Source organism: Pseudomonas sp. LBUM1645 (assembly GCF_059716185.1).
Genome location: NZ_CP166811.1, coordinates 5,461,765 through 5,482,654 on the forward strand (window position 1 = coordinate 5,461,765; position 20,890 = coordinate 5,482,654).

21 protein-coding genes are annotated in these 20,890 nt (G+C 59.2%); 10 read left to right on the forward strand and 11 right to left on the reverse strand.

Going from position 1 to position 20,890, the window contains the following annotated elements:
- The first annotated feature begins 1 nt into the window (after position 1).
- Positions 2-475, forward strand: a complete 474-nt coding sequence (locus ACA079_RS24725) for a peroxiredoxin (RefSeq protein WP_497701275.1) — start codon at positions 2-4, stop codon at positions 473-475.
- A gap of 143 nt (positions 476-618) precedes the next feature.
- Here ACA079_RS24725 and ACA079_RS24730 read toward each other — a convergent pair whose 3' ends face one another.
- Both ACA079_RS24730 and ACA079_RS24735 read right to left on the reverse strand, forming a co-directional pair.
- Positions 619-1,689 carry an AI-2E family transporter gene (locus ACA079_RS24730; RefSeq protein WP_046055715.1) on the reverse strand — a complete coding sequence of 357 codons (1,071 nt, stop codon included), beginning with the start codon at positions 1,687-1,689 and terminating at the stop codon, positions 619-621.
- A gap of 31 nt (positions 1,690-1,720) precedes the next feature.
- Positions 1,721-1,960, reverse strand: a complete 240-nt coding sequence (locus ACA079_RS24735) for a sulfurtransferase TusA family protein (protein ID WP_007930235.1) — start codon at positions 1,958-1,960, stop codon at positions 1,721-1,723.
- 98 nt (positions 1,961-2,058) lie between these two features.
- Between ACA079_RS24735 and ACA079_RS24740 the strand changes: the two genes are divergently transcribed.
- Positions 2,059-3,492, forward strand: a complete 1,434-nt coding sequence (locus ACA079_RS24740; RefSeq protein ID WP_095127927.1) for a M48 family metalloprotease — start codon at positions 2,059-2,061, stop codon at positions 3,490-3,492.
- A gap of 77 nt (positions 3,493-3,569) precedes the next feature.
- Here the strand turns inward: ACA079_RS24740 and ACA079_RS24745 are convergent, their stop codons facing one another.
- The 4 genes from ACA079_RS24745 to rpoE all read right to left on the reverse strand — a co-directional run bounded on the left by ACA079_RS24745 (position 3,570) and on the right by rpoE (position 7,346).
- Positions 3,570-5,000 (reverse strand): DegQ family serine endoprotease, encoded by a 1,431-nt coding sequence (locus tag ACA079_RS24745; protein ID WP_415770836.1) that lies wholly within the window; start codon positions 4,998-5,000, stop codon positions 3,570-3,572.
- Positions 5,001-5,181: 181 nt separating this feature from the next.
- A complete protein-coding gene (locus tag ACA079_RS24750) occupies positions 5,182-6,138 on the reverse strand; it encodes a MucB/RseB C-terminal domain-containing protein (protein WP_497701276.1) in 957 nt (318 codons plus the stop codon).
- Between the two features lie 8 nt (positions 6,139-6,146).
- Positions 6,147-6,734 (reverse strand): sigma-E factor negative regulatory protein, encoded by a 588-nt coding sequence (locus tag ACA079_RS24755; protein WP_033054066.1) that lies wholly within the window; start codon positions 6,732-6,734, stop codon positions 6,147-6,149.
- A gap of 30 nt (positions 6,735-6,764) precedes the next feature.
- On the reverse strand, positions 6,765-7,346 hold the full coding sequence (gene rpoE, locus ACA079_RS24760) for an RNA polymerase sigma factor RpoE/AlgU (protein WP_007944079.1): 582 nt from the start codon (positions 7,344-7,346) through the stop codon (positions 6,765-6,767).
- A 558-nt stretch (positions 7,347-7,904) separates the two neighbouring features.
- On the opposite strand from rpoE, the gene nadB reads away from it, so the two are divergent.
- Positions 7,905-9,521, forward strand: a complete 1,617-nt coding sequence (gene nadB, locus ACA079_RS24765) for an L-aspartate oxidase (protein WP_033054068.1) — start codon at positions 7,905-7,907, stop codon at positions 9,519-9,521.
- Here nadB and ACA079_RS24770 read toward each other — a convergent pair.
- Together ACA079_RS24770 and ACA079_RS24775 are read right to left on the reverse strand one after the other, a co-directional pair.
- On the reverse strand, positions 9,490-9,942 hold the full coding sequence (locus ACA079_RS24770) for a protein YgfX (protein WP_497701277.1): 453 nt from the start codon (positions 9,940-9,942) through the stop codon (positions 9,490-9,492). The two genes, nadB and ACA079_RS24770, sit on opposite strands and share 32 nt — an antisense overlap.
- A complete protein-coding gene (locus tag ACA079_RS24775; RefSeq protein ID WP_033054070.1) occupies positions 9,926-10,180 on the reverse strand; it encodes an FAD assembly factor SdhE in 255 nt (84 codons plus the stop codon). Before ACA079_RS24775 ends, ACA079_RS24770 begins: the two co-directional genes overlap by 17 nt.
- Before the next feature lie 149 nt (positions 10,181-10,329).
- Between ACA079_RS24775 and ygfZ the strand changes: the two genes are divergently transcribed.
- Together ygfZ and ACA079_RS24785 are read left to right on the forward strand one after the other, a co-directional pair.
- Positions 10,330-11,271 carry a CAF17-like 4Fe-4S cluster assembly/insertion protein YgfZ gene (gene ygfZ, locus ACA079_RS24780; RefSeq protein WP_497701278.1) on the forward strand — a complete coding sequence of 314 codons (942 nt, stop codon included), beginning with the start codon at positions 10,330-10,332 and terminating at the stop codon, positions 11,269-11,271.
- Between the two features lie 34 nt (positions 11,272-11,305).
- Positions 11,306-12,127, forward strand: coding sequence for an HDOD domain-containing protein (locus tag ACA079_RS24785; protein WP_497701279.1), 822 nt, complete (start codon positions 11,306-11,308; stop codon positions 12,125-12,127).
- Between the two features lie 104 nt (positions 12,128-12,231).
- Here the strand turns inward: ACA079_RS24785 and ACA079_RS24790 are convergent, their stop codons facing one another.
- Together ACA079_RS24790 and ACA079_RS24795 are read right to left on the reverse strand one after the other, a co-directional pair.
- Positions 12,232-13,620 (reverse strand): sensor histidine kinase, encoded by a 1,389-nt coding sequence (locus ACA079_RS24790; protein ID WP_497701280.1) that lies wholly within the window; start codon positions 13,618-13,620, stop codon positions 12,232-12,234.
- Positions 13,613-14,284 carry a response regulator gene (locus tag ACA079_RS24795; protein ID WP_008153060.1) on the reverse strand — a complete coding sequence of 224 codons (672 nt, stop codon included), beginning with the start codon at positions 14,282-14,284 and terminating at the stop codon, positions 13,613-13,615. Before ACA079_RS24795 ends, ACA079_RS24790 begins: the two co-directional genes overlap by 8 nt.
- A 404-nt stretch (positions 14,285-14,688) precedes the next feature.
- On the opposite strand from ACA079_RS24795, the gene ACA079_RS24800 reads away from it, so the two are divergent.
- From ACA079_RS24800 to ACA079_RS24815, 4 genes are read left to right on the forward strand one after another with little or no spacing between them, the layout of a single operon-like run.
- A complete protein-coding gene (locus ACA079_RS24800) occupies positions 14,689-15,666 on the forward strand; it encodes a Bug family tripartite tricarboxylate transporter substrate binding protein (RefSeq protein ID WP_497701281.1) in 978 nt (325 codons plus the stop codon).
- A gap of 59 nt (positions 15,667-15,725) precedes the next feature.
- A complete protein-coding gene (locus tag ACA079_RS24805) occupies positions 15,726-16,184 on the forward strand; it encodes a tripartite tricarboxylate transporter TctB family protein (protein WP_497701282.1) in 459 nt (152 codons plus the stop codon).
- Between the two features lies 1 nt (position 16,185).
- Positions 16,186-17,700 (forward strand): tripartite tricarboxylate transporter permease, encoded by a 1,515-nt coding sequence (locus tag ACA079_RS24810; RefSeq protein WP_192406616.1) that lies wholly within the window; start codon positions 16,186-16,188, stop codon positions 17,698-17,700.
- On the forward strand, positions 17,693-18,733 hold the full coding sequence (locus ACA079_RS24815) for an AbrB family transcriptional regulator (protein ID WP_497701283.1): 1,041 nt from the start codon (positions 17,693-17,695) through the stop codon (positions 18,731-18,733). Before ACA079_RS24810 ends, ACA079_RS24815 begins: the two co-directional genes overlap by 8 nt.
- Before the next feature lie 86 nt (positions 18,734-18,819).
- On the opposite strand, the gene ung is transcribed toward ACA079_RS24815, so the two are convergent.
- Positions 18,820-19,512, reverse strand: coding sequence for a uracil-DNA glycosylase (gene ung / locus ACA079_RS24820; protein ID WP_497701284.1), 693 nt, complete (start codon positions 19,510-19,512; stop codon positions 18,820-18,822).
- Positions 19,513-19,644: 132 nt separating this feature from the next.
- Here ung and dspII point away from each other — a divergent pair, with 132 nt between their 5' ends.
- Positions 19,645-20,748 carry an enoyl-CoA hydratase/isomerase DspII gene (gene dspII / locus ACA079_RS24825; protein WP_497701285.1) on the forward strand — a complete coding sequence of 368 codons (1,104 nt, stop codon included), beginning with the start codon at positions 19,645-19,647 and terminating at the stop codon, positions 20,746-20,748.
- Positions 20,749-20,890: the final 142 nt, after the last annotated feature.

Genomic DNA, 20,890 nt, shown 5'->3' on the forward strand with positions numbered 1-20,890 from the left:
CATGGCCGTTGCCATCGACCAACCGGTTGCCGACTTCGACGCACCCGCCACCAGCGGGCAGACCGTCAACCTCGCGAGCCTCAAAGGCAAGCAGGTGGTGATTTACTTCTATCCGAAGGACAGCACGCCAGGCTGCACCACTCAGGGTCAGGGCTTTCGTGATCAGCTTGATGCCTTTAAAGCCGCCAACACCGAAGTCTTCGGCGTGTCCCGCGACAGCCTTAAATCACACGAAAACTTCAAGGCCAAGCAGGCGTTCACCTTCGAGCTGATCAGCGACAAGGAAGAAGCGCTCTGCCAGCAGTTCGACGTGATCAAGCTGAAAAAACTCTATGGCAAAGAATATATGGGCGTTGATCGCAGCACGTTCCTGATCGACAAGGACGGTGTGCTGCGTCAGGAATGGCGCGGTGTGAAGGTGCCGGGCCATGTGGATGCTGTTCTGGCGGCTGCACAGGCGTTGAACAAGGCTTAAGTTTTTTGGCGCCTGTTCCGACGCCATCGCGGGCAAGCCCGCTCCCACAGTGGACCGAGTTGTCCCGATGGACGCGGTCAACATGTGGGAGCGAGCTTGCTCGCGATGAGGCCCGACTCCCACCACATATTCAAATTTGGTAGTTAAAGCAGCGGCGCCACCACCGGCTCTTTGCGCGGCCATGCGTCCAGTACGGCCTTGAACAGGGTTGCGAGCGGAATCGCAAAAAACACGCCCCAAAACCCCCACAGCCCGCCAAACAACAACACTGCGCAGATGATCGCCACTGGATGCAGATTGACCGCTTCCGAGAACAGCAGCGGCACCAGCACGTTGCCGTCCAGCGTCTGGATGATCCCGTAGACCGCCATCAAATAGATGAACTGATCGCTCCAGCCCCACTGGAACAGCGCAATCAGCATGACCGGCACGGTCACCACCACAGCGCCAACGTAAGGCACCACCACCGAAACGCCCACCAGTAATGCCAGCAGTGCCGCGTAGTTGAGGCCCAGAACAACGAAACCGATGTAGGTCACGCCACCGCAAATGAAAATCTCGATGACCTTGCCGCGAATGTAGTTGGCGATCTGCCGGTTCATCTCGTGGGCGACCCGGGTGATCAGCGCCCGCTCACGGGGCAGGTAACCACGCACCCACTGACCGATCATCTCCCGGTCCTTGAGAAAGAAAAACACCAGGATCGGTACCAGCACCAGGTAGATCATGATGTTCACCAGCAGCGGCAGACTCGACAGCGAGAACGTCAGCGCCCACTGACCGAACTTGCCAATCTCGCCCCGCGCCACTTCGATGGCCTGCAGCACCTGCTCATCGGATACCAGATGCGGGTAGCGCTCGGGCAGCAGCAATAACAACGACTGCCATTTGGCGAGCATGCCGGGCAGTTCATTGAACAGCGTGATCAACTGATGCCAGAGCAACGGCACCACAACCACGATGAACACCAGCAATAGCCCCATGAACAACGCAAAGACCAACCCCACCGCCACCCCGCCCGGCATGCGCAGGCGTTCGAGAGTGACGACCAACCCTTGCATCAGATAGGCCAGCACCATCCCGGCCAGCACGGGTGCAAGCATGCCGCCCAGCGTTAGCACGGCGGTAAACGCCAGAAACAGCAGGACCGCCAGCACAACGGCTTCTTCATCGGAGAAGTAGCGCTGAATCCAGTCGCGTAACACCTTGAACATCAATAATCCTTAGAAACGAACGCAGCAGAATTCAGGCTTTTTTCAACCAGTAGCGGTAAACACCCGCTTCATCTTCTTCACGAAGCAGCGTATGACCGGCCAATCGGGCAAAGGTGCGGAAGTCGCGCTGCGAGCCCGCGTCGGTGGCAATTACCTTCAGCACTGCGCCGCTGGCCAGTCGATTGAGTTCCATCTTGGCCTTGAGCAACGGCAAGGGGCAATTCAGGCCGCTGGCGTCGAGCTCGGCGTCATGGGCTACAGCGTCGGTCATTGCATCACTCCGGGGTCAGGTGGTCGAACGGCTAGAATATCTGGTCCGAAGCGTAGTGTCCGGCTACAGTAAGGTCTTTGTCGACTAAGGCTTTGTGCATGACTTTTTTGCGCCCTACCCTGCTGACGCTCGCTTGCCTGCTCGCCTCACCGGGCTTCGCCGACGACCTGCCGTCACTCGGTGACGCCAGTTCTGCCATCGTCTCGCCCCAACAGGAACACCAGTTGGGCCGTGCCTGGCTAGCGCTGTTGCGCAGCCAGGTTTCGCAGCTCAACGATCCACAGCTCAAGGACTACGTCGAATCCAGCGTCTACAGGCTGGTTGAGACCAGCCAGGTCAATGACCGGCGCCTGGAGTTCATCCTGATCAACAGCCCGCAACTCAACGCCTTCGCGGCACCGGGCGGCATTGTCGGGGTTAACGGCGGCTTGTTCCTCAATGCCCAGACCGAAGGCGAATACGCCTCCGTACTCGCTCACGAATTGGCTCACTTGTCGCAGCGCCACTTCGCCCGTGGCGTCGAAGCCCAACAACGCATGCAGGTGCCGATGATGGCCGCGCTGCTGGCCGGGATTGTGATTGCCGCAGCTGGCGCCGGCGATGCCGGGATCGCGGCCATTGCGGGTACGCAGGCGGCGGCCATTCAGGAACAGCGGCGCTTCTCTCGCCAGAACGAACAGGAAGCTGACCGCATCGGCATTCTTAATCTGGAAAAGGCCGGTTACGACCCGCGCTCGATGCCGACCATGTTCGAGCGATTGGCGCGCCAATACCGCTTTGACGCCAAGCCACCGGAATTTCTGCTGACTCACCCGGTGACCGAGTCGCGGATCGCTGACACGCGCAACCGCGCCGAACAGGCAAAACCCGGCGGCATCGAAGACACGATGCGTTATCAACTGATTCGTGCACGGGTCCAGTTGATCTATGAAGAAACCCCGGGCCTGGGCGCCAAACGCTTTCGCGCCCAGCTTGATGAAAACCCGAAAAATGATGTCGCTCGCTATGGCCTGGCCATCGCCCAGATCAAGGGCGGCCAGCTGAATGAAGCGCGGGAAAACCTCAAGTTGCTGCTGGCCAAGTCGCCGAACGAGATCATCTACAACCTGGCGCAGGTCGATCTGGACATCACCAACAATCGTCTGCCGGACGCCCAGTCCCGGGTTGACCGGATGTTGACGCAGTACCCCGGCAACTATCCGCTGAATTCGGTGCGAGTCGATCTGCTGCTCAAGCAGAACCGTGCGCCCGACGCGGAAAAAGCACTGGAGAATCTGCTCAAGAGCCGTCCTGATGATCCGGACGTCTGGTACATGGTGGCCGAGACTCGCGGCCTGTCAGGCAACATCATCGGCCTGCATCAGGCCCGCGCCGAGTATTTCGCCCTGGTCGGGGATTACCGTCAGGCCATTCAGCAACTGGACTTCGCCAAGCGCAAGGCAGGCACCAACTTTCCGCTGTCATCGCGAATCGACGCACGGCAACGTGAGCTGATGGAGCAAGAGCGCATGATCAAGGACATGATGGGCTGATCTGCCTCTCAAACAAAAAGACAGGCACAAAAAAACCGCCTCTTTCGAGGCGGTTTTTTATTCAGCCAACAACCGGATTATTCAGCCAGTTTGAAGGTGATGAAGCTGGCGCGTCCTTGACGCAGAACCCGCATCGACACCGAGCGGTTCTTCGGCAGCGCCTTGGCGATATCCGTGAACTCCTTGGTTGAACCAATCGCCTGATTGTTCAGGTGAGTGATCACGTCGCCTGGCTGCAGGCCAATCAGAGAAGCAGGACCGTCCTGGACTTCCTTGATGACGACGCCGCCTTTGAGGTCGTAGGTTTTCTTCTGCTCATCAGTCAGCTCGACCACGGAAACACCCAGGCGATTGCTGCTGCGCTCGGTGGCAGATTTCGGCAGCGCATCCAGCTCTTTGCCTTCTTCCGGGATAGCGCCGACAGTCAACTCGACATTCTTGCGCTTACCTTCACGAATCACTTCCAGATCAGCTTTCGAGCCGGCCTTCAGCGCGCCCACCAGGTGTGGCAGATCGGCGGACATGACGATCGGTTGACCGTTCATGGTCAGGATCACGTCACCTACTTGCAGGCCACCCTTGGCTGCCGGGCCGTCATCCTGGATCTGAGCCACCAGCGCGCCGGCTGGTTTATCCAGACCGAACGACTCGGCCAGGTCTTTGTTCACTTCCTGAATCACCACACCCAACCAGCCACGGCTGACTTTACCGCCGCTTTTGAGCTGATTGGAAACGTCCATGGCGACGTCAATAGGGATCGCGAACGACACGCCCATGAAGCCGCCGGAACGGGTGTAGATCTGCGAGTTGATGCCGACCACTTCACCGGCCAGGTTGAACAGCGGACCACCAGAGTTACCCGGGTTGATCGGCACGTCGGTCTGGATGAATGGCACATAGTTTTCGTTCGGCAGGCTGCGACCGATGGCGCTGACGATACCTTGGGTCACGGTATGGTCGAAACCAAATGGCGAGCCAATAGCCACGACCCACTGGCCGGCTTTCAGATCCTGGGATTTGCCGAGTTTCAGGACCGGCAGATCCTTGCCTTCGATTTTCAACAGAGCCACGTCGGAACGCGGATCGGTGCCGATCAGCTTGGCCTTCAATTCGCTGCGGTCGGCGAGACGAACGAGAATTTCGTCGGCATCGGCGATTACATGGTTGTTGGTCAGGATGTAGCCATCAGGCGAGATGATGAACCCCGAACCCAGGGACTGGGCTTCGCGCTGACGATCACCGCGTGGCGTACGAGGCTGTGGCGGCATGCCGCGCTCGAAGAACTCGCGCAGCATTGGCGGCAAGTCATCAAGGTTAGGCATCTCCTGGCTCGACACTTTGCGGTCCGGCAGTTTCTGCGTGGTACTGATGTTCACCACCGCGGGCGAGGCCTGCTCGACCAACTGTGTGAAGTCAGGCAACTCGGCCGCCTGAACAGCGACCGCCTGACCAAGCACCAGCACGGTGGCAAAAATGGAGAGATAAGACTTCAAGCGTGGTATCGACATACGGCTCCCGTTACGACGAGCATGGTTAAGCGATATGGAGCAAGGAACACCGGGAAAGATACGCCGGTATTTTTGTTCCGGGAACAACAAACAAGGCCAGAGCCGAGGGGCTCTGACCTATAGAAAAAATCGGGAATATTTGCAAGTTGAAATGCTCACCAAACATTTCGATTTCAGCTCACTACTTGGTTGCAGTGGCGTCGCTGCGCATGGATAGCGCAATCCGTTCAGCGGTGCCAATCGGAATCTCACCGACCACGGTCACCATCATCTCGCCTTGCGGGGTAGTCAAGCGTCGGGAAACTGCAACGGTCGGCCCCAACTGGGTGCGAGTGTCAGTAATTGTTGCGCCATTCAACGGCTCAAGGAAAACCGAGAAACGGGCCAGACCATCGTCATACATCAGACTGTTGACTTGGGTTTTGGTCTCTGGATCCTTACGGGAGGTACTGCTGGTCAGCTCGAAACCAGGTGGTAACCAGTCCGAACGCCATACTTGCGCTGCCTTGATTGCAGAAGCCTTGTCGCTGTCGAGTGCAATAGTTTTGCAATCGGCGCCAGGCTGCAAGTCACTGTCAGACGGAACATCGGCGGTATCCAGTTGCGTGAACTGGAATCGCTCCAGCAACTGCCCTCGTTCATTCAGAAGCAATGATTTGAGAGGCAGGCCGGTTTCTTTATCCAGATGCAATTCAAAACCGTAGCGGTGTTGATCGCGAGGCGTCAGTGAAACGATCACCGCCGCACGCCCGGCCACACGCGACTTGCCAATGACGGCAAGGTCATACCAATTCTTTAGCTTTTGTGGATCGAGTGCACGAGCAGAGGAGCTGGGGGAATCTCCAAGTCCTGCTATCAGAATGCCGCTGACGCATTGAGTACGCCCATCAATGCGCACGACTTCCTGTGCCGAGCCGTCGAGCTGGAGTAAACGCTCGCGGACCTTGCCATCCTGGACGCGGTGCCAGATGTTATGGGTAGAGAAACTACCGTTACGCTCGTAGACGAATGTACCGTGAAAGCTTTGCTGTTGCTCGGCTTGGCCCAGACGGGTCAACCAGTCCTGGGCTTCATCAGCATGGGCTGGAACAACAAACCAGCCACCGAGCAGAAGCGTAAGTAGAGGGATGGCGCGCATGATCCTCCTTAACGGTTTTCCAGACTTGCTGCACGAGCGTAAGGCAGAGCGCTCTCAGTACCTTTCAGTGCAGCCTGTTGAGCATGTTGGCGCAAGTAGCCTGGCAGACGCTGATCGTGCCAGCCTGGCTGACCTTGCAATACGCCGTTGGCCATAGGGCCAGTGGCTTCCGAACTCTCATTGTAGCCTGCTAATACAGCTGGACCCTTGACCTGAGGAACGGCCAGACCAGGTTGACTGGATTGCTGAGCCAGTTCGACCCCAGCGATCTCGTCCTGGTTATACAGACGAACACCTGCCAGTACGGCGAGGGTTACCGAAGCAGCGACCGCCAGACGACCCAGGCTGCGCCATGGACCACGGGAGGCTTTTGCAGGTACAGCTTCGTCAGCCAGCGCAGCAGAGACTGCCGCAGCGATATCCAGACGTGGAAGCAGCAAATCCTTGTGCATAACTGCCCGAGCGATTTGATAACGAGCCCAGGTATCACGGGTTTCAACATCGTCAAAGGCATTCAATACCCGACGCAATTCCAATTCGTCCGCTTCGTTATCCATCACTGCGGACAGCGATTCCTGCAGGGCTTCACGACTCATGGCGTTCCTCTCTTGGCTGTCGCCGCTGTCTCAGTTTTCCTGCAACAACGGCTGCAGGGCTTTATCGATGGCTTCCCGAGCGCGGAAAATCCGGGAGCGCACGGTACCCACCGGACATTGCATGACGGCCGCAATGTCCTCGTAACTCAGACCATCGAATTCACGTAAAGTTAAAGCCGTACGCAAATCTTCTGGCAGTTGCTGAATGGTTCGATGGACGGTGCCTTCGATCTCATCCCGCAGCAATGCACGTTCTGGCGACTCGAGATCCTTGAGGCCATGATCGCCATCGTAGAACTCTGCATCCTCGGAACTGACATCGCTATCCGGCGGCCGACGGCCGCGTGAAACCAGATAGTTTTTCGCCGTGTTGATGGCGATGCGGTAAAGCCACGTATAAAACGCGCTGTCCCCGCGAAAATTTCCAAGTGCACGGTACGCCTTGATAAAGGCTTCCTGCGCCACATCCTGGGCTTCATGGGTGTCGTGCACGAAACGCACGATCAACCCGAGAATTTTGTGCTGGTATTTCAGCACTAGCAGATCGAAAGCTCGCTTGTCGCCGCGCTGAACGCGTTCGACCAGCTGCTGATCCTCTTCCTGGGTTAGCATGAACACTCCTCGATAAGCTCGGAGGAGGCTTGCATAACTAAACGACCAGACTTGCAAACATAGACTCGGGCTTTTCGCAAAAGTTCTCCCCCTCCAAGCAAGTTTCCTGCGGGCTCTGATTTGGCACGCACGAAAAGCGCAGCGCGGGTTAACCCGGCTGCGCGAATAATCTTGTCATCGGATTCGCCGGCAAGGATCAAATCACAGATCCCGCGTTGAAGCCGACACTGTCCCTTGAATCAGGCAACGGTCTATTGATCTTGGGCCTTTGGCAAAAGTTCCAAATATTTATAGCTGCGCAGAACCGACATTGTGCAACCGTGAATAGAAAAAGACTGTTAAATCGTTGATACAGTCGTCTTGTCGCCGAATCGGCCGAAAAACCATCCGACGAAGCGTCAGGTATTTTCCGTCACAGTAGTTTCACAATGCCATGTGTGCTCGCTATTGTGCCGCTCCCCCCCTCTATATACTAGTGGGCTGTGTGGCTGTCTTGACTCGCCGATCCAGGCGTCTTGCGCCAACCCCGACCCGGGTCGCTTTGAGCGGAATCCTGAAATGAGCCAACAGTTTCAACACGATGTTCTGGTAATTGGCAGCGGCGCTGCCGGCTTGAGCCTTGCGCTGACCTTGCCCGGTCATTTGCGCATCGCCGTACTGAGCAAAGGCGACCTCGCCAATGGCTCGACTTTCTGGGCCCAGGGTGGCGTCGCTGCCGTCCTGGATGACACCGACACCGTTGAATCACATGTCGATGACACCCTCAATGCTGGCGGCGGCCTGTGCCACGAAGACGCTGTGCGCTTTACCGTCGAGCACAGTAAAGAGGCGATTCAATGGCTGATCGACCAAGGTGTGCCTTTCACGCGCGATGAACAGTCCGGCACCGAAGATGGCGGATTCGAGTTCCACCTGACCCGCGAAGGCGGTCACAGCCATCGGCGCATCATCCATGCCGCCGATGCCACGGGCGCAGCGATTTTCAGAACCTTGCTCGACAAGGCCAGGCAACGACCGAACATCGAACTGCTGGAACAGCGGGTCGCGGTCGACCTGATCACCGAAAAGCGCCTGGGCCTTGAAGGTGATCGCTGCCTCGGCGCCTACGTCCTCAATCGCGGGACCGGTGAAGTCGACACCTACGGCGCTCGCTTCGTGATCCTCGCGTCGGGTGGCGCAGCAAAGGTCTATCTCTATACCAGCAACCCCGACGGCGCCTGCGGTGATGGCATTGCCATGGCCTGGCGTTCGGGCTGCCGGGTGGCGAATCTGGAATTCAACCAGTTCCACCCCACTTGCCTGTATCACCCGCAGGCCAAGAGTTTCCTGATCACCGAAGCCCTGCGCGGCGAAGGCGCACACCTGAAGCTGCCCAACGGCGAACGCTTCATGCAACGCTTCGACCCTCGCGCCGAGCTGGCCCCACGCGACATCGTCGCCCGGGCCATCGACCATGAAATGAAGCGCCTGGGCGTCGATTGTGTCTATCTGGACATCAGCCACAAGCCGGAAGCGTTCATCAAGACTCACTTCCCGACGGTGTACGAACGCTGCCTCGAATTCTCCATCGACATCACCAAACAACCGATTCCGGTGGTTCCGGCAGCGCACTACACGTGCGGCGGCGTGATGGTCGATCAGCAGGGTCGCACCGATGTGCCGGGGCTATATGCCATTGGCGAAACCAGCTTCACCGGCCTGCACGGCGCCAACCGCATGGCGAGCAACTCGTTACTCGAGTGTTTCGTTTACGCGCGTTCGGCGGCGGCGGACATTCTTGAGCAGTTGCCGCAGGTTTCGGTTCCGATCGCCCTGCCCGTCTGGGATGCGAGCCAGGTCACCGACTCCGATGAGGACGTGATCATTGCGCACAACTGGGACGAACTGCGCCGATTCATGTGGGACTACGTCGGCATTGTGCGCACCAACAAGCGCTTGCAACGGGCACAGCACCGCGTGCGGTTGTTGCTGGACGAAATTGACGAGTTCTACAGCAACTACAAGGTCAGTCGGGACTTGATCGAACTGCGTAACCTGGCCCAAGTGGCCGAACTGATGATTCAGTCAGCCATGGAACGCAAGGAGAGTCGCGGCCTGCATTACACCCTCGACTATCCAAACATGCTGCCGGTTGCCCTGGACACTATTCTGGTGCCCCCCACCTACGTCGACTGAACGTAAGCCGAACCCGCAGGCGCCGGTGCAGATCCGCCGCCTGCGAGTCACGGGGAACGCAGATTGATCTGACCCGCCGCTCGTCTCGCAGTCGAAAACGCAGCACCACAATCAATGGCAATGCCAAGCTGTCCGGTCGCAACTGCACTGGCTGCCAACCTGTTGCCTGATTCCACAACTGCCAGCCATCGGCATCGCGACGCAAGCCGCGAAATGCCCTTGGGTGTGTCAGCAGTATCTGTCGCGGTAACGCCCAAGCGCCGTGAGCCAGACAGCAAAAAGCGCCGAGCAGACTGGCCCAGACCGGTATAGAGAGAAGGTACAGCGAACCCAGCGCGAACAGCTGGGCCAGAAGATACGCCGCCAGCAATTGCCGTGAGGCATGCCAGCGGCATTCGAACGCATTACTTGGGCTGGACACGATCCAGGATCATGCGAACCATGCGCTGAAGCTCCGGATCTTCCGATTCGGCGCGTTCCATGAACCAGCCGAACATGTCCTGATCTTCGCATTCGAGCAGCCTGCGGTAGCAATCGCGGTCGACATCATTGAGGTGCGGATAGACCTCTTTCACGAACGGTACCAGCAACACGTCAAGCTCAAGCATGCCGCGGCGGCTGTGCCAGTAGAGGCGATTCAGTTCAACATCTTCGACCATGGAGCGCTCCTCAAATAGGCGGCAAGTATACAGCCCCAGGCAGAGTCGAACACTCGGCTTTGGTCGGCCACCAACGATCCTTTGTGAACTACCCATTTCAAGAGCGCCCCCTTATGATGTCCTCCAGACTCTTTACCCTGCGATGACCCATGGCCGATTCTGCTTTTTTCTGCACCCTGTCTCACGAAGGCGTTCTCGCAATACGCGGCGCGGATGCCAGTAAATTCCTGCAAGGCCAATTGACCTGCAACCTCAATTACCTGAGTGACACCCAGGCCAGCCTCGGCGCCCGCTGCACGCAGAAGGGCCGGATGCAGTCGAGTTTCCGCATCCTGCTGGAAGGCGACGGCGTTCTGATGGCCATGGCCACCGAACTGCTGGAACCGCAACTGGCGGACCTGAAAAAGTACGCAGTGTTTTCCAAATCCAAACTGACCGACGAAAGCGCCGCCTGGGTCCGCTTCGGCGTCGACCATGGCGATGCGGCACTGATCAGCCTCGGTCTTGATCTTCCGGCCGACACCGACAGTGTCGCGCGCAATGACGGCTTGATCGCCATTCGCGTCTCGCCGGACCGCGCCGAACTCTGGGTCACCGCCGACCAGGCCGACGTCATCAAGGGCAAACTGTCCGCCGTATTGGCCGAAGGCGATCTGAATCAATGGCTGTTGGGCCAGATCCGCGCAGGGATCGGTCAGGTCATGCCGAGCACCCGCGAGTTGTTCATCCCGCAGATGCTTAATCTGCAAGCCGTGGGTGGCGTGAGCTTCAAGAAAGGCTGCTACACCGGCCAGGAAATCGTCGCGCGCATGCAGTACCTGGGCAAACTCAAGCGCCGCTTGTATCGCCTGACACTGGATGCCAGCGAATTGCCTGAACCTGGCACACAATTGTTTTCCCCTACTCACGGCAGCTCTATTGGCGAAGTGGTGCTGGCCGCCAACGCCGGGCAAAACATTGAACTCCTGGCCGTGCTGCAAGCCGAAGCAGCTGAAGGGGGTGATATCCATCTGGGCGCGCTCGAAGGGCCAGCCCTGCACCTGCTTGACCTGCCTTACCAACTGGATCGCGATCGCGAAATCCAGCGTTAACAGCAGCATTTGTCGCAACACCTAGAGAAACGAAATGAGCGATCTGGCGGAAAAGGTCCAACAGGATTTGGTTGAGGCCATCGATAACGATGACCTGGTTCTGCCAACGTTACCGGAAGTGGCCCTGCAGATTCGCAAGGCCGCTGAAGACCCGGAAATCAGTGTCAGCACCCTGAGCAAAGTGATCAGCCGCGATACCGCGCTGTCGGCGCGTCTGATCAAAGTGGTCAATAGCCCGCTGTTGCGCGCAACCCAGGAAGTCACTGACCTGCACACGGCAATCACTCGATTGGGCATCAATTACAGCAGCAACCTGGCCATCGGTCTGGTCATGGAACAGATTTTCCATGCCCGCTCCGAGGTGGTGGAACAGAAAATGCGCGATGTCTGGCGCAAAAGCCTGGAAATCGCCGGGATTAGCTATGCATTGTGCCGCCGGTACACGCAACTCAAGCCCGATCAGGCAGCCCTTGGCGGACTGGTGCATCAGATCGGTGTGTTGCCGATCCTGACCTACGCCGAAGATCACTATGAACTGCTGGCTGACCCGGTCAGCCTCAACCATGTGATCGATCACATTCATCCACTGCTCGGCGACAAACTGCTCAGGGTCTGGGAGTTTCCGGAAATGCTGGTACAGGTGCCGGGGCTTTATCTGGACTTCAATCGACAGTCCGAGCGGGTCGATTATGTCGATCTGGTGCAAGTGGCCAGCCTGTATTGCCACAAGGACACCGACCATCCTCTCGGGCGCATCGACGCATTCAGCGTGCCGGCGTTCAAAAAACTGGGGATTGATCCGGAGAACGAGGCGACGTGCCGCGATCTGGAAGAGTCGCAGTCGATGTTTTACTGATTTCTGTGGCGAGGGAGCTTGCTCCCGCTGGGCTGCGAGGCGGCCCCAAATAGGGACTGCTGCGCAGTCCAACGGGAGCAAGCTCCCTCGCCACAGGGTTGTGTTCACTCTCCCGCAATAAAACTCACCCGCACCTTCAACCCGGCCTGCTCTCCATCGTGCAGGCTGATTTGAGCCAGGTGTGCGCGGCAGATCTCGCCAACAATCGCCAGTCCCAACCCCGAACCGGCCACCTGCTGGTTACGCCGGTAAAAGCGCTCAAACACCCGATCGCGCTCTTCAAGAGGAATGCCCGGGCCGTCGTCCTCGACCTCCAACACGGCCGGTGCCGTGACCCGAAGAATCACGTTGCCACCCGACGGCGTGTGCGCCAGCGCGTTATCCACCAGATTACTCAACAGTTCGTTCAACAGCGTTGGCTCGCCGCGCAACCACACCGGTTCATCCGCTTCCAGCGCCAGCGCCACACCGCGTGCGTGGGCCAGCGGTGCCATGGCCATGCCGAGTTCGCGAGCCAACTGACTGAGGTCAAGCAACTGCGCGCCGCCCTCGGCGATGGCCCGGGCACCATTTTCGACCCGTGCCAGCGAGAGCAATTGATTGGCAAGGTGGGTCAAACGGTCCGTGCCTTGGGCGGCGGTTTCCAATGTACTGCGCCAGATTTCAGGTTCAGTCGAGCGCAAACCCAGTTCCAGTCGTGCCTTGAGCGCCGCCAGGGGAGTACGCAGTTCATGGGCGGCATCGGCGATGAACTGCGCCTGACGCTCGAACTGCCCGCGCAGGCGCTCGGTGAAGTGATTGAGCGCGCGCACCAGTGGCCACAATTCGTGCTGCACTTCCACCAACGGCAATGGCCGCAAATCGTCCGGCTGACGCTCTTCCACCGCCGTGCGCAAGCGTTCCAGCGGACGCAACGCGGCGCTGACCGCAAACCACACCAGCAACAACGCCCCCACCGCCAGCATGCCCAGACGCAACAATGTGTCAGCTGCCAGGCTGCGGGCCATGCTGACCCGCGCTTCATCGGTTTCCGCCACGCGGATTTCCGCCATGCCGTTCATGTTCGGCTCGCTCACGGGTTTGAGCAGGCTCACCACGCGCACGTTCTGCCCTTGGTACTTGGCGTTATAGAAACGCGCCAGTGCCGGATAGTCGTCCGTTCGCGGGGTTCCCGGCGGCGGTGGCGGCAGGTTTTCGTAGCCCGAGATCAGTTTCTGATTGATGTCGTTGACCAGGTAAAAAATCCGTCCCGCACTGTCGTAGGCGAAGGTATCGAGGGCCACGTACGGCACGTCGGCGCTCAGCGTGCCGTCGCGCTGGGAGACGCCCGCAGCGATGGTCCGCGCCGAGGCCAGCAAGGTCCGGTCATAGGCGGTGTCGGCAGCTTCGCGACCGTTCCAGTAAGCGCTCAAACCACTCGCCAACATCAACACCACCAGCAACAACGCCAGATTCCACAGCAACCGCCAGCGCAGGCTGCTGGGCTTATGCATCGCGGCTTTCCAGCAAGTAGCCGAGACCGCGGAAGGTCACGATGACCACCGGTTGGCCATCAAGCTTTTTGCGCAGGCGATGAACATAGATCTCGATGGCGTCGGGGCTGGCCTCTTCGTCCAGACCGAAGACTTGCGAAGCCAGTTGCTCTTTGCTCATCACCCGGCCAGGACGGGCGATCAGGGCTTCGAGCACTGCCTGCTCGCGGGAGGTCAGGGTCAGCAACTCTTCGCCGAGGGTGAAGCGCCGAGTGTCCAGGTCATAGGCCAGTACGCCGCAGCGCTGCAGGCGTTCACCACCGAGCACACTGCGGCGCAGCAAGGCTTTGACCCGAGCTTCGAGTTCGGTCAGTTCGAATGGTTTGGCCAGGTAATCGTCAGCGCCGAGGTTCAGGCCGTGGACCCGGTCCTTGACGTCGCTGCGAGCGGTCAACATCAACACTGGCAGGTTCTTGCCCCGTGCCCGCAGGCGCGCCAGCACTTCGAAGCCATCCATGCGCGGCAGGCCGACGTCGAGGATCGCCATGGCGTATTCCTCGCTGCTCAACGCCAGGTCCGCCGCCACACCGTCGTGCAGCACATCCACGGTCAGCCCGGTGCTCTTGAGCGCCTGGGCGACACTTTCGGCGAGCTGCAGGTGGTCTTCGACGAGCAGAACACGCATGGATCTTTACCTCATTCAGGGATGGTCGACGCCATTCTTTGGCGCGGAGTTTACAGCCGCAACCGCCGCTGTGAAGCCCGAAAGCCGTGAAAGACTGCTGAAAGGTTAGTGAAAGGTTGGACCGTTAGAGTCGGCCCACGGATGGTTTCGACTGCAGACCATTCAATCGTAGTTTGCAACGTGTTGTGAAATGTAGCTCCCGAAAAACGCCATGAAGCGTTTTCGCCAATAAGAACAATAATCGAGGTACTGCACCATGCTGTCCACTCAGCTCCAGGCTCGTCCGCCCCACCCTTTCTTCCGATTCCCATCGTTTATGCGTGCCAGCGCCGAAGCCGGCTGCACGGCGCGAAACCGTCGCACCTGAATCATCCCCAAAAACAATAACTCCCGTGGAGACTTCTATGAATCGATCACTGCGCCGTTTCGCCCTCGCCGCCAGCTGCATGCTGTTCGCCGGCCAATTGCTCGCCGAACCCAAACGCCCGGAATGCATCGCCCCGGCCTCGCCCGGTGGCGGTTTCGACCTGACCTGCAAACTGGCGCAAAGCGCGTTGGTGAATCAGAAACTGCTGACCAAACCAATGCGCGTGACCTACATGCCCGGCGGCGTTGGCGCGGTGGCATACAACGCGGTGGTCGCTCAGCGTCCGGCCGATGCTGGCACGCTGGTAGCGTGGTCCAGCGGTTCGCTGTTGAACCTGGCCCAAGGCAAGTTTGGTCGTTTCGATGAAAACGCCGTGCGCTGGCTGGCGGCGGTTGGAACAAGCTACGGCGCCATCGCGGTGAAAAGCGATTCGCCTTACAAGAACCTAGACGATCTGGTTCAGGCGTTGAAGAAAGATCCGAGCAAAGTGGTGATCGGCTCCGGCGGCACCGTCGGCAGCCAGGACTGGATGCAAACTGCCCTGATCGCCAAGGCTGCCGGGATCAACCCGCGCGACCTGCGTTACGTCGCCCTCGAAGGCGGCGGTGAAATCGCCACCGCCCTGCTCGGCGGCCACATCCAGGTCGGCAGCACCGACATCTCCGACTCCATGCCGCACATCCAGAGCGGTGACATGCGCCTGCTGGCCGTGTTCTCCGAGAAGCGTCTGGACGAGCCGGAAATGAAAGACATCCCGACCGCCAAAGAGCAAGGCTACGACATCGTCTGGCCAGTGGTTCGCGGCTTCTACCTCGGGCCAAAGGTCAGCGACGAAGACTACGCCTGGTGGAAAGACGCTTTCGACAAGCTGCTGGCTTCCGAGGAGTTCGCCAAGTTGCGCGATCAACGTGAGCTCTTCCCGTTCGCCATGACCGGCCCGGAGCTGGACACCTACGTGAAGAAGCAGGTCACGGACTACAAAGTGCTGGCCAAAGAGTTCGGCCTGATTCAGTGATCGCCTCTGTCTAGCGGCTGCGGCCCCCGTTCTGGAGGGCTGCGGCACAGGAGTTTCCCATGCTCTTACAACGCATTTTTGCTTCGGTGCTGTTGCTGGTCTGTGTTGGCCTGGCGCTGATGGCGTGGCCGTATCAAGCGTCTTTTTCCTACGAACCGGTGGGGCCGCGAGCCTTCCCGCTATTGATGCTCGGCCTGATGGGCCTTGGTCTGCTGTACATGGTGTTTCGTCCGACGCCAATCGTGCACAGCGACGACGACCCGAAACTGGACCGTGAAACCCTGATCAAAATCGGCATCTGCGTAATGCTGTTGCTGGTGTTCGCCGGGGCCTTCGAACCCCTTGGTTTCATCGTCGCCAGCATTCTGATTGGAATCCCTATGGCACGCCTGTATGGCGGCCGCTGGCTACCCAGCACGGTGATCATCAGCCTGATGGCTATCGGTCTTTATCTGCTGTTCGACAAGGTGATGGACGTGCCACTGCCGCTGGGCGTGCTCGACGTTCTGGAGAACTGATATGGATACTCTTGGCTATTTGGGTCAGGGCTTCGGCGTCGCGCTGAGCCCGTACAACCTGGTGACCGCGCTGTGCGGCACCCTGATCGGCACCGTCGTCGGGCTGTTGCCAGGCCTGGGCCCGATCAACGGCGTGGCGTTGCTGATTCCGATTGCATTCGCCCTCGGCCTGCCACCGGAGTCGGCTCTGATTCTGCTGGCGGCGGTATACCTTGGTTGCGAATACGGCGGCCGGATCAGCTCGATCCTGCTGAACATTCCGGGCGAAGCCTCCACCGTCATGACCACCCTCGACGGTTACCCGATGGCCCGCAAGGGTCTGGCCGGTGTAGCGCTGTCGCTGTCGGCGTGGAGCTCATTCATCGGTGCGTTCATCGCGACTTGCGGCATGGTGCTGTTCGCCCCGCTGCTGGCGAAATGGGCGATTGCCTTCGGACCCGCGGAATACTTCGTGCTGATGGTGTTTGCGATTGTCTGTCTCGGCGGCATGGCCGGTGACCGACCACTAAAGACCTTTATCGCCGCGCTGATCGGTTTGTTTCTATCGACCGTCGGGATCGATGCCAACAGCGGCGTGTACCGTTTCACCGGGGATAACATCCATTTGACGGACGGCATTCAGTTCGTGGTGCTGGTACTGGGCTTGTTTTCCATCAGTGAAATCCTTCTGCTGCTGGAAAAAACCCATCGTGGTCAGGAAGCGGTGAAAGCTACCGGCAGGATGATGTTCAACTTCAAGGAAGCATCGTCGGTGTTCGTGGTGAACATCCGTTGCGGTCTGCTCGGTTTCATCATGGGCGTTCTGCCGGGAGCCGGCGCAACACTGGCCAGTGCCGTGGCCTACATGACCGAAAAACGTATCGCCGGCGCCAATGGCACGTTCGGACAAGGCGACATGCGTGGCCTCGCGGCGCCGGAAACCGCTATCGGTGGCGCTGCCTGCGGTGCCCTGGTGCCGATGCTGACGCTCGGCGTTCCGGGTTCCGGTACCACGGCGGTGATGATCGGCGCGCTGTCGCTGTACAACATCACCCCGGGTCCGCTGTTGTTCCAACAGCAACCGGACATTGTCTGGGGCCTGATCGCTTCGTTGTTCGTCGCCAACATCATGCTGGTGATCCTCAACATACCGATGATCCGCATCTTCACCCGCATCCTGGCCGTGCCGAACTGGGCGCTGGTGCCAGTGATTGCGATCATCACCGGGATCGGCGTCTATGCGGTGCACGCCACCACCTTCGACCTGTTCCTGATGATCGGCATCGGCATCTTCGGTTACATCCTGCGCAAGCTGGACTTCCCGTTGTCGCCGGTTCTGCTGGGGTTCATCCTCGGCGGTTTGATGGAGCAAAACCTGCGTCGCGCCCTGTCGATTTCCAATGGTGCGCTGGAAATCCTCTGGTCTAGCCCGATCACCTTCGGTGTCTGGGTACTGACCGCAATCATGCTGCTCATGCCGATCCTGCGAATCTGGCGCAAACGCTCGGTCGCCCGGCGCGTTATCGCCGATGTCTGATCGAACACCCTTCAAAGCCTGGTGGGGAACCCCGCTGGTCGGTCTGCTGGGCGGTTACCTGGCCAGCCAGATCGGCTGGCCACTGCCGTGGATGGTCGGCTCGTTGCTGGCGATCATCCTGGTGCGCTGCCTGACACCCTGGCAATTGGCGGAAATCCCTGGCGGCCGCAAGTGCGGCCAGTGGATTGTCGGCATTGGCATCGGCCTGCACTTCACCCCGGTGGTGATGGAGCAGGTCCTGAGCCACTTCGGTCTGATCTTCTTCGGTGCGTTGGTCACCAGCCTGTCGGCCGTGGTCGGGGTCTGGTTGATGCGGCGCACCGGTGAAGATCGCGCCACCGCATTCTTTTCCAGCATGCCCGGCGGCTCCGGGGAGATGGTCAACCTCGGCGCGCGGAACGGCGCGGTGCTCAGTCGTGTCGCGGCGGGGCAAAGCCTGCGGGTGTTGGTGGTGGTGCTGTGTGTGCCGGCGGCGTTCAAGTATTTGTTGGGTGACGGTGCACCGCTGTCCCATGCCACTTCCGTTGACTGGCGCTGGCTGGCGCTTCTGTTTCCGGCGGGCGCCCTCGCCGCCTGGCTCTGGGAGCGTCTGCGCCAACCCAATCCATGGCTGTTCGGGCCGTTGTTGGTGAGCGCGGCAGTGAGCATTGGCTGGGATCTGCACATCAGTTTGCCCAATGGCGGCAGCCAGATCGGCCAATGGCTGATTGGCAGCGGGTTGGGGTGTCACTTCAATCGACAGTTTTTCCGGCGCGCCCCTTCTTTTATGGGGCGGACCTTGATCGCCACGGTGCTGACCATGTTGATCGCCACGCTGGCGGCATTGGGGTTGAGTGCGCTGACCCACCTAGATTTGCGTTCGCTTACGTTAGGCATGATGCCCGGCGGGATTGCGGAGATGAGCCTGACGGCAGAGACGTTGCAGTTGTCGGTACCGCTGGTGACGGCGATGCAGGTGATGCGGCTGTTGTTTGTGTTGTTTCTGGCGGAGCCGTTGTTCAAGTATTGGAATCGGCAGCCGGATTCTGTCTGATAGACCGAGTCGATCCCATCGCGAGCAAGCTCGCTCCCACAGGGTTCGCGTGATCCTTGTGGGAGCGAGCTTGCTCGCGATGCTTTTTAGACTGGCGGCAACCGCCATTCGATCGGCGTCTCGCCATTCTGCTCCAGAAACTTATTGGTTCGGCTGAAGTGCCCGCACCCAAGGAAGCCGCGATAGGCGGACAGCGGTGACGGATGCACCGACGTCAGCACCAGATGCTTGGTGGCATCGATCAGTTTCTGCTTGCTCTGGGCATGCGCGCCCCACAGCATAAATACCAGATGCGGCTGCTTCTGACTGACGAGTTCAATGATCCGGTCCGTGAAAAACTGCCAGCCCTTATCCTTGTGCGCATTGGCATTCGCGCGCTCAACCGTCATGGTGGTGTTGAGCATCAGCACGCCCTGGTCAGCCCAGCTCTGCAAATAGCCATGGTTGGGAATATCGATGTTCAGATCGCGTTTCAACTCTTTATAGATGTTCACCAGCGACGGCGGCGCCGGTACGCCCGGTTGCACCGAAAAGCACAAGCCGTGGGCCTGTCCCGGACCGTGGTACGGGTCCTGGCCGAGGATGACGACTTTGACTTTATCCAGCGGCGTCGAATTGAGCGCGTTGAAAATCATCGGTCCTGGAGGGTAGATTTCCTTGCCGGCCGCGCGCTCCTCTTGCAGGAAGTTGCGCAACTCTGCCATGTAGGGCTGGTCGAATTCGGCACGCAGTGCCTCCTTCCAGCTCGGTTCGAGTTTGATACGGTCGTCAGCAGTCATGGTTACATCCGGCAAAAACAATGGGGCGAACCCTAGGAAAGCCCATCACGCTTGTCAATTGATCTGACGCAGATCCGGCACTTTCCTGTACAGCGATCATACTGAACGCTCAAATTCCCGATCGAGGTCACGATGAATCTGCACTTCGAAGAACTCACTGGCACCGACGGCGCACGCATCGGAGTCGCCAGCCTGGATGCCGAAAAGTCCCTCAATGCCCTATCCTTGCCGATGATCAACGCTTTGCGCGATCAACTGGACGCCTGGGCCAAAGAGCCGCAAATCGTCTGCGTCGTGCTGCGCGGTAACGGTGCCAAAGCCTTTTGCGCTGGTGGCGAAGTCCGCAGCCTGGTGGAAGCCTGTCGCGCCCATCCCGGCGAAGTGCCGCCGTTGGCCGCGCATTTCTTTGCGGCGGAATATCGCCTGGACTTCAATCTGCACACGTACCCTAAACCGCTGATCTGCTGGGGGCATGGCTATGTGCTCGGCGGCGGCATGGGGCTGCTGCAAGGGTCGGGCATCCGGATTGTCACGCCGAGCAGCCGGTTGGCGATGCCGGAGATCAGTATCGGTTTGTACCCGGATGTCGGGGCCAGTTGGTTTCTGTCGCGCCTGCCCGGCAAGCTCGGATTGTTTCTCGGCCTGACCGGCGCCCATATGAACGGTCGCGATGCGATCGATCTCGACCTGGCCGACCGTTTCCTGCTCGATGAACAGCAGGAAGAGCTGATGGAAGGCCTGCTGCAGTTGAACTGGCAGGAACAGACGCCGATGCAGCTGAACAGTCTACTCAAGGCCTTGCAACAGGAAGCCATCGCGCAAATGCCCGAAGCCCAGTGGCTACCTCGACGCCAGCAGATCGATGAGCTGCTGGATGTCAGTGACGTGCGCTGCGCCTGGAAGGCCATCAGCCAGCTGCGTGACAGCACGGATATGCTACTCAGTCGTGCCGCGAAAACCATGAGCGAGGGCGCGCCCCTGACCGCTCATCTGGTGTGGGAACAGATCGCCCGCGCCCGGCACATGTCGCTGGCTCAAGTCTTTCAGATGGAATACACCATGAGCCTCAACTGCTGCCGTCATCCTGAGTTCAGCGAAGGCGTGCGAGCACGGTTGATCGACAAGGATCAAAAACCGCATTGGCACTGGCCAGACATCAATAATCTGCCGGATGCAGTGGTAGAAGCGCATTTCCACAAGGCTTGGGAAGGCCGGCATCCTCTGGCCGATCTGTAGGAATACTGAAATCCGGGCATTGCCCGCGATGGCCATCTCAAGGGCTTATCGCGGGCAAGCCATGCTCGTACACGTTGTTAACTGCACTTCGTGCCTACCCTATTCCCGGAACGAGCCTCTTACCGCAAGCGGAGGAATAGTT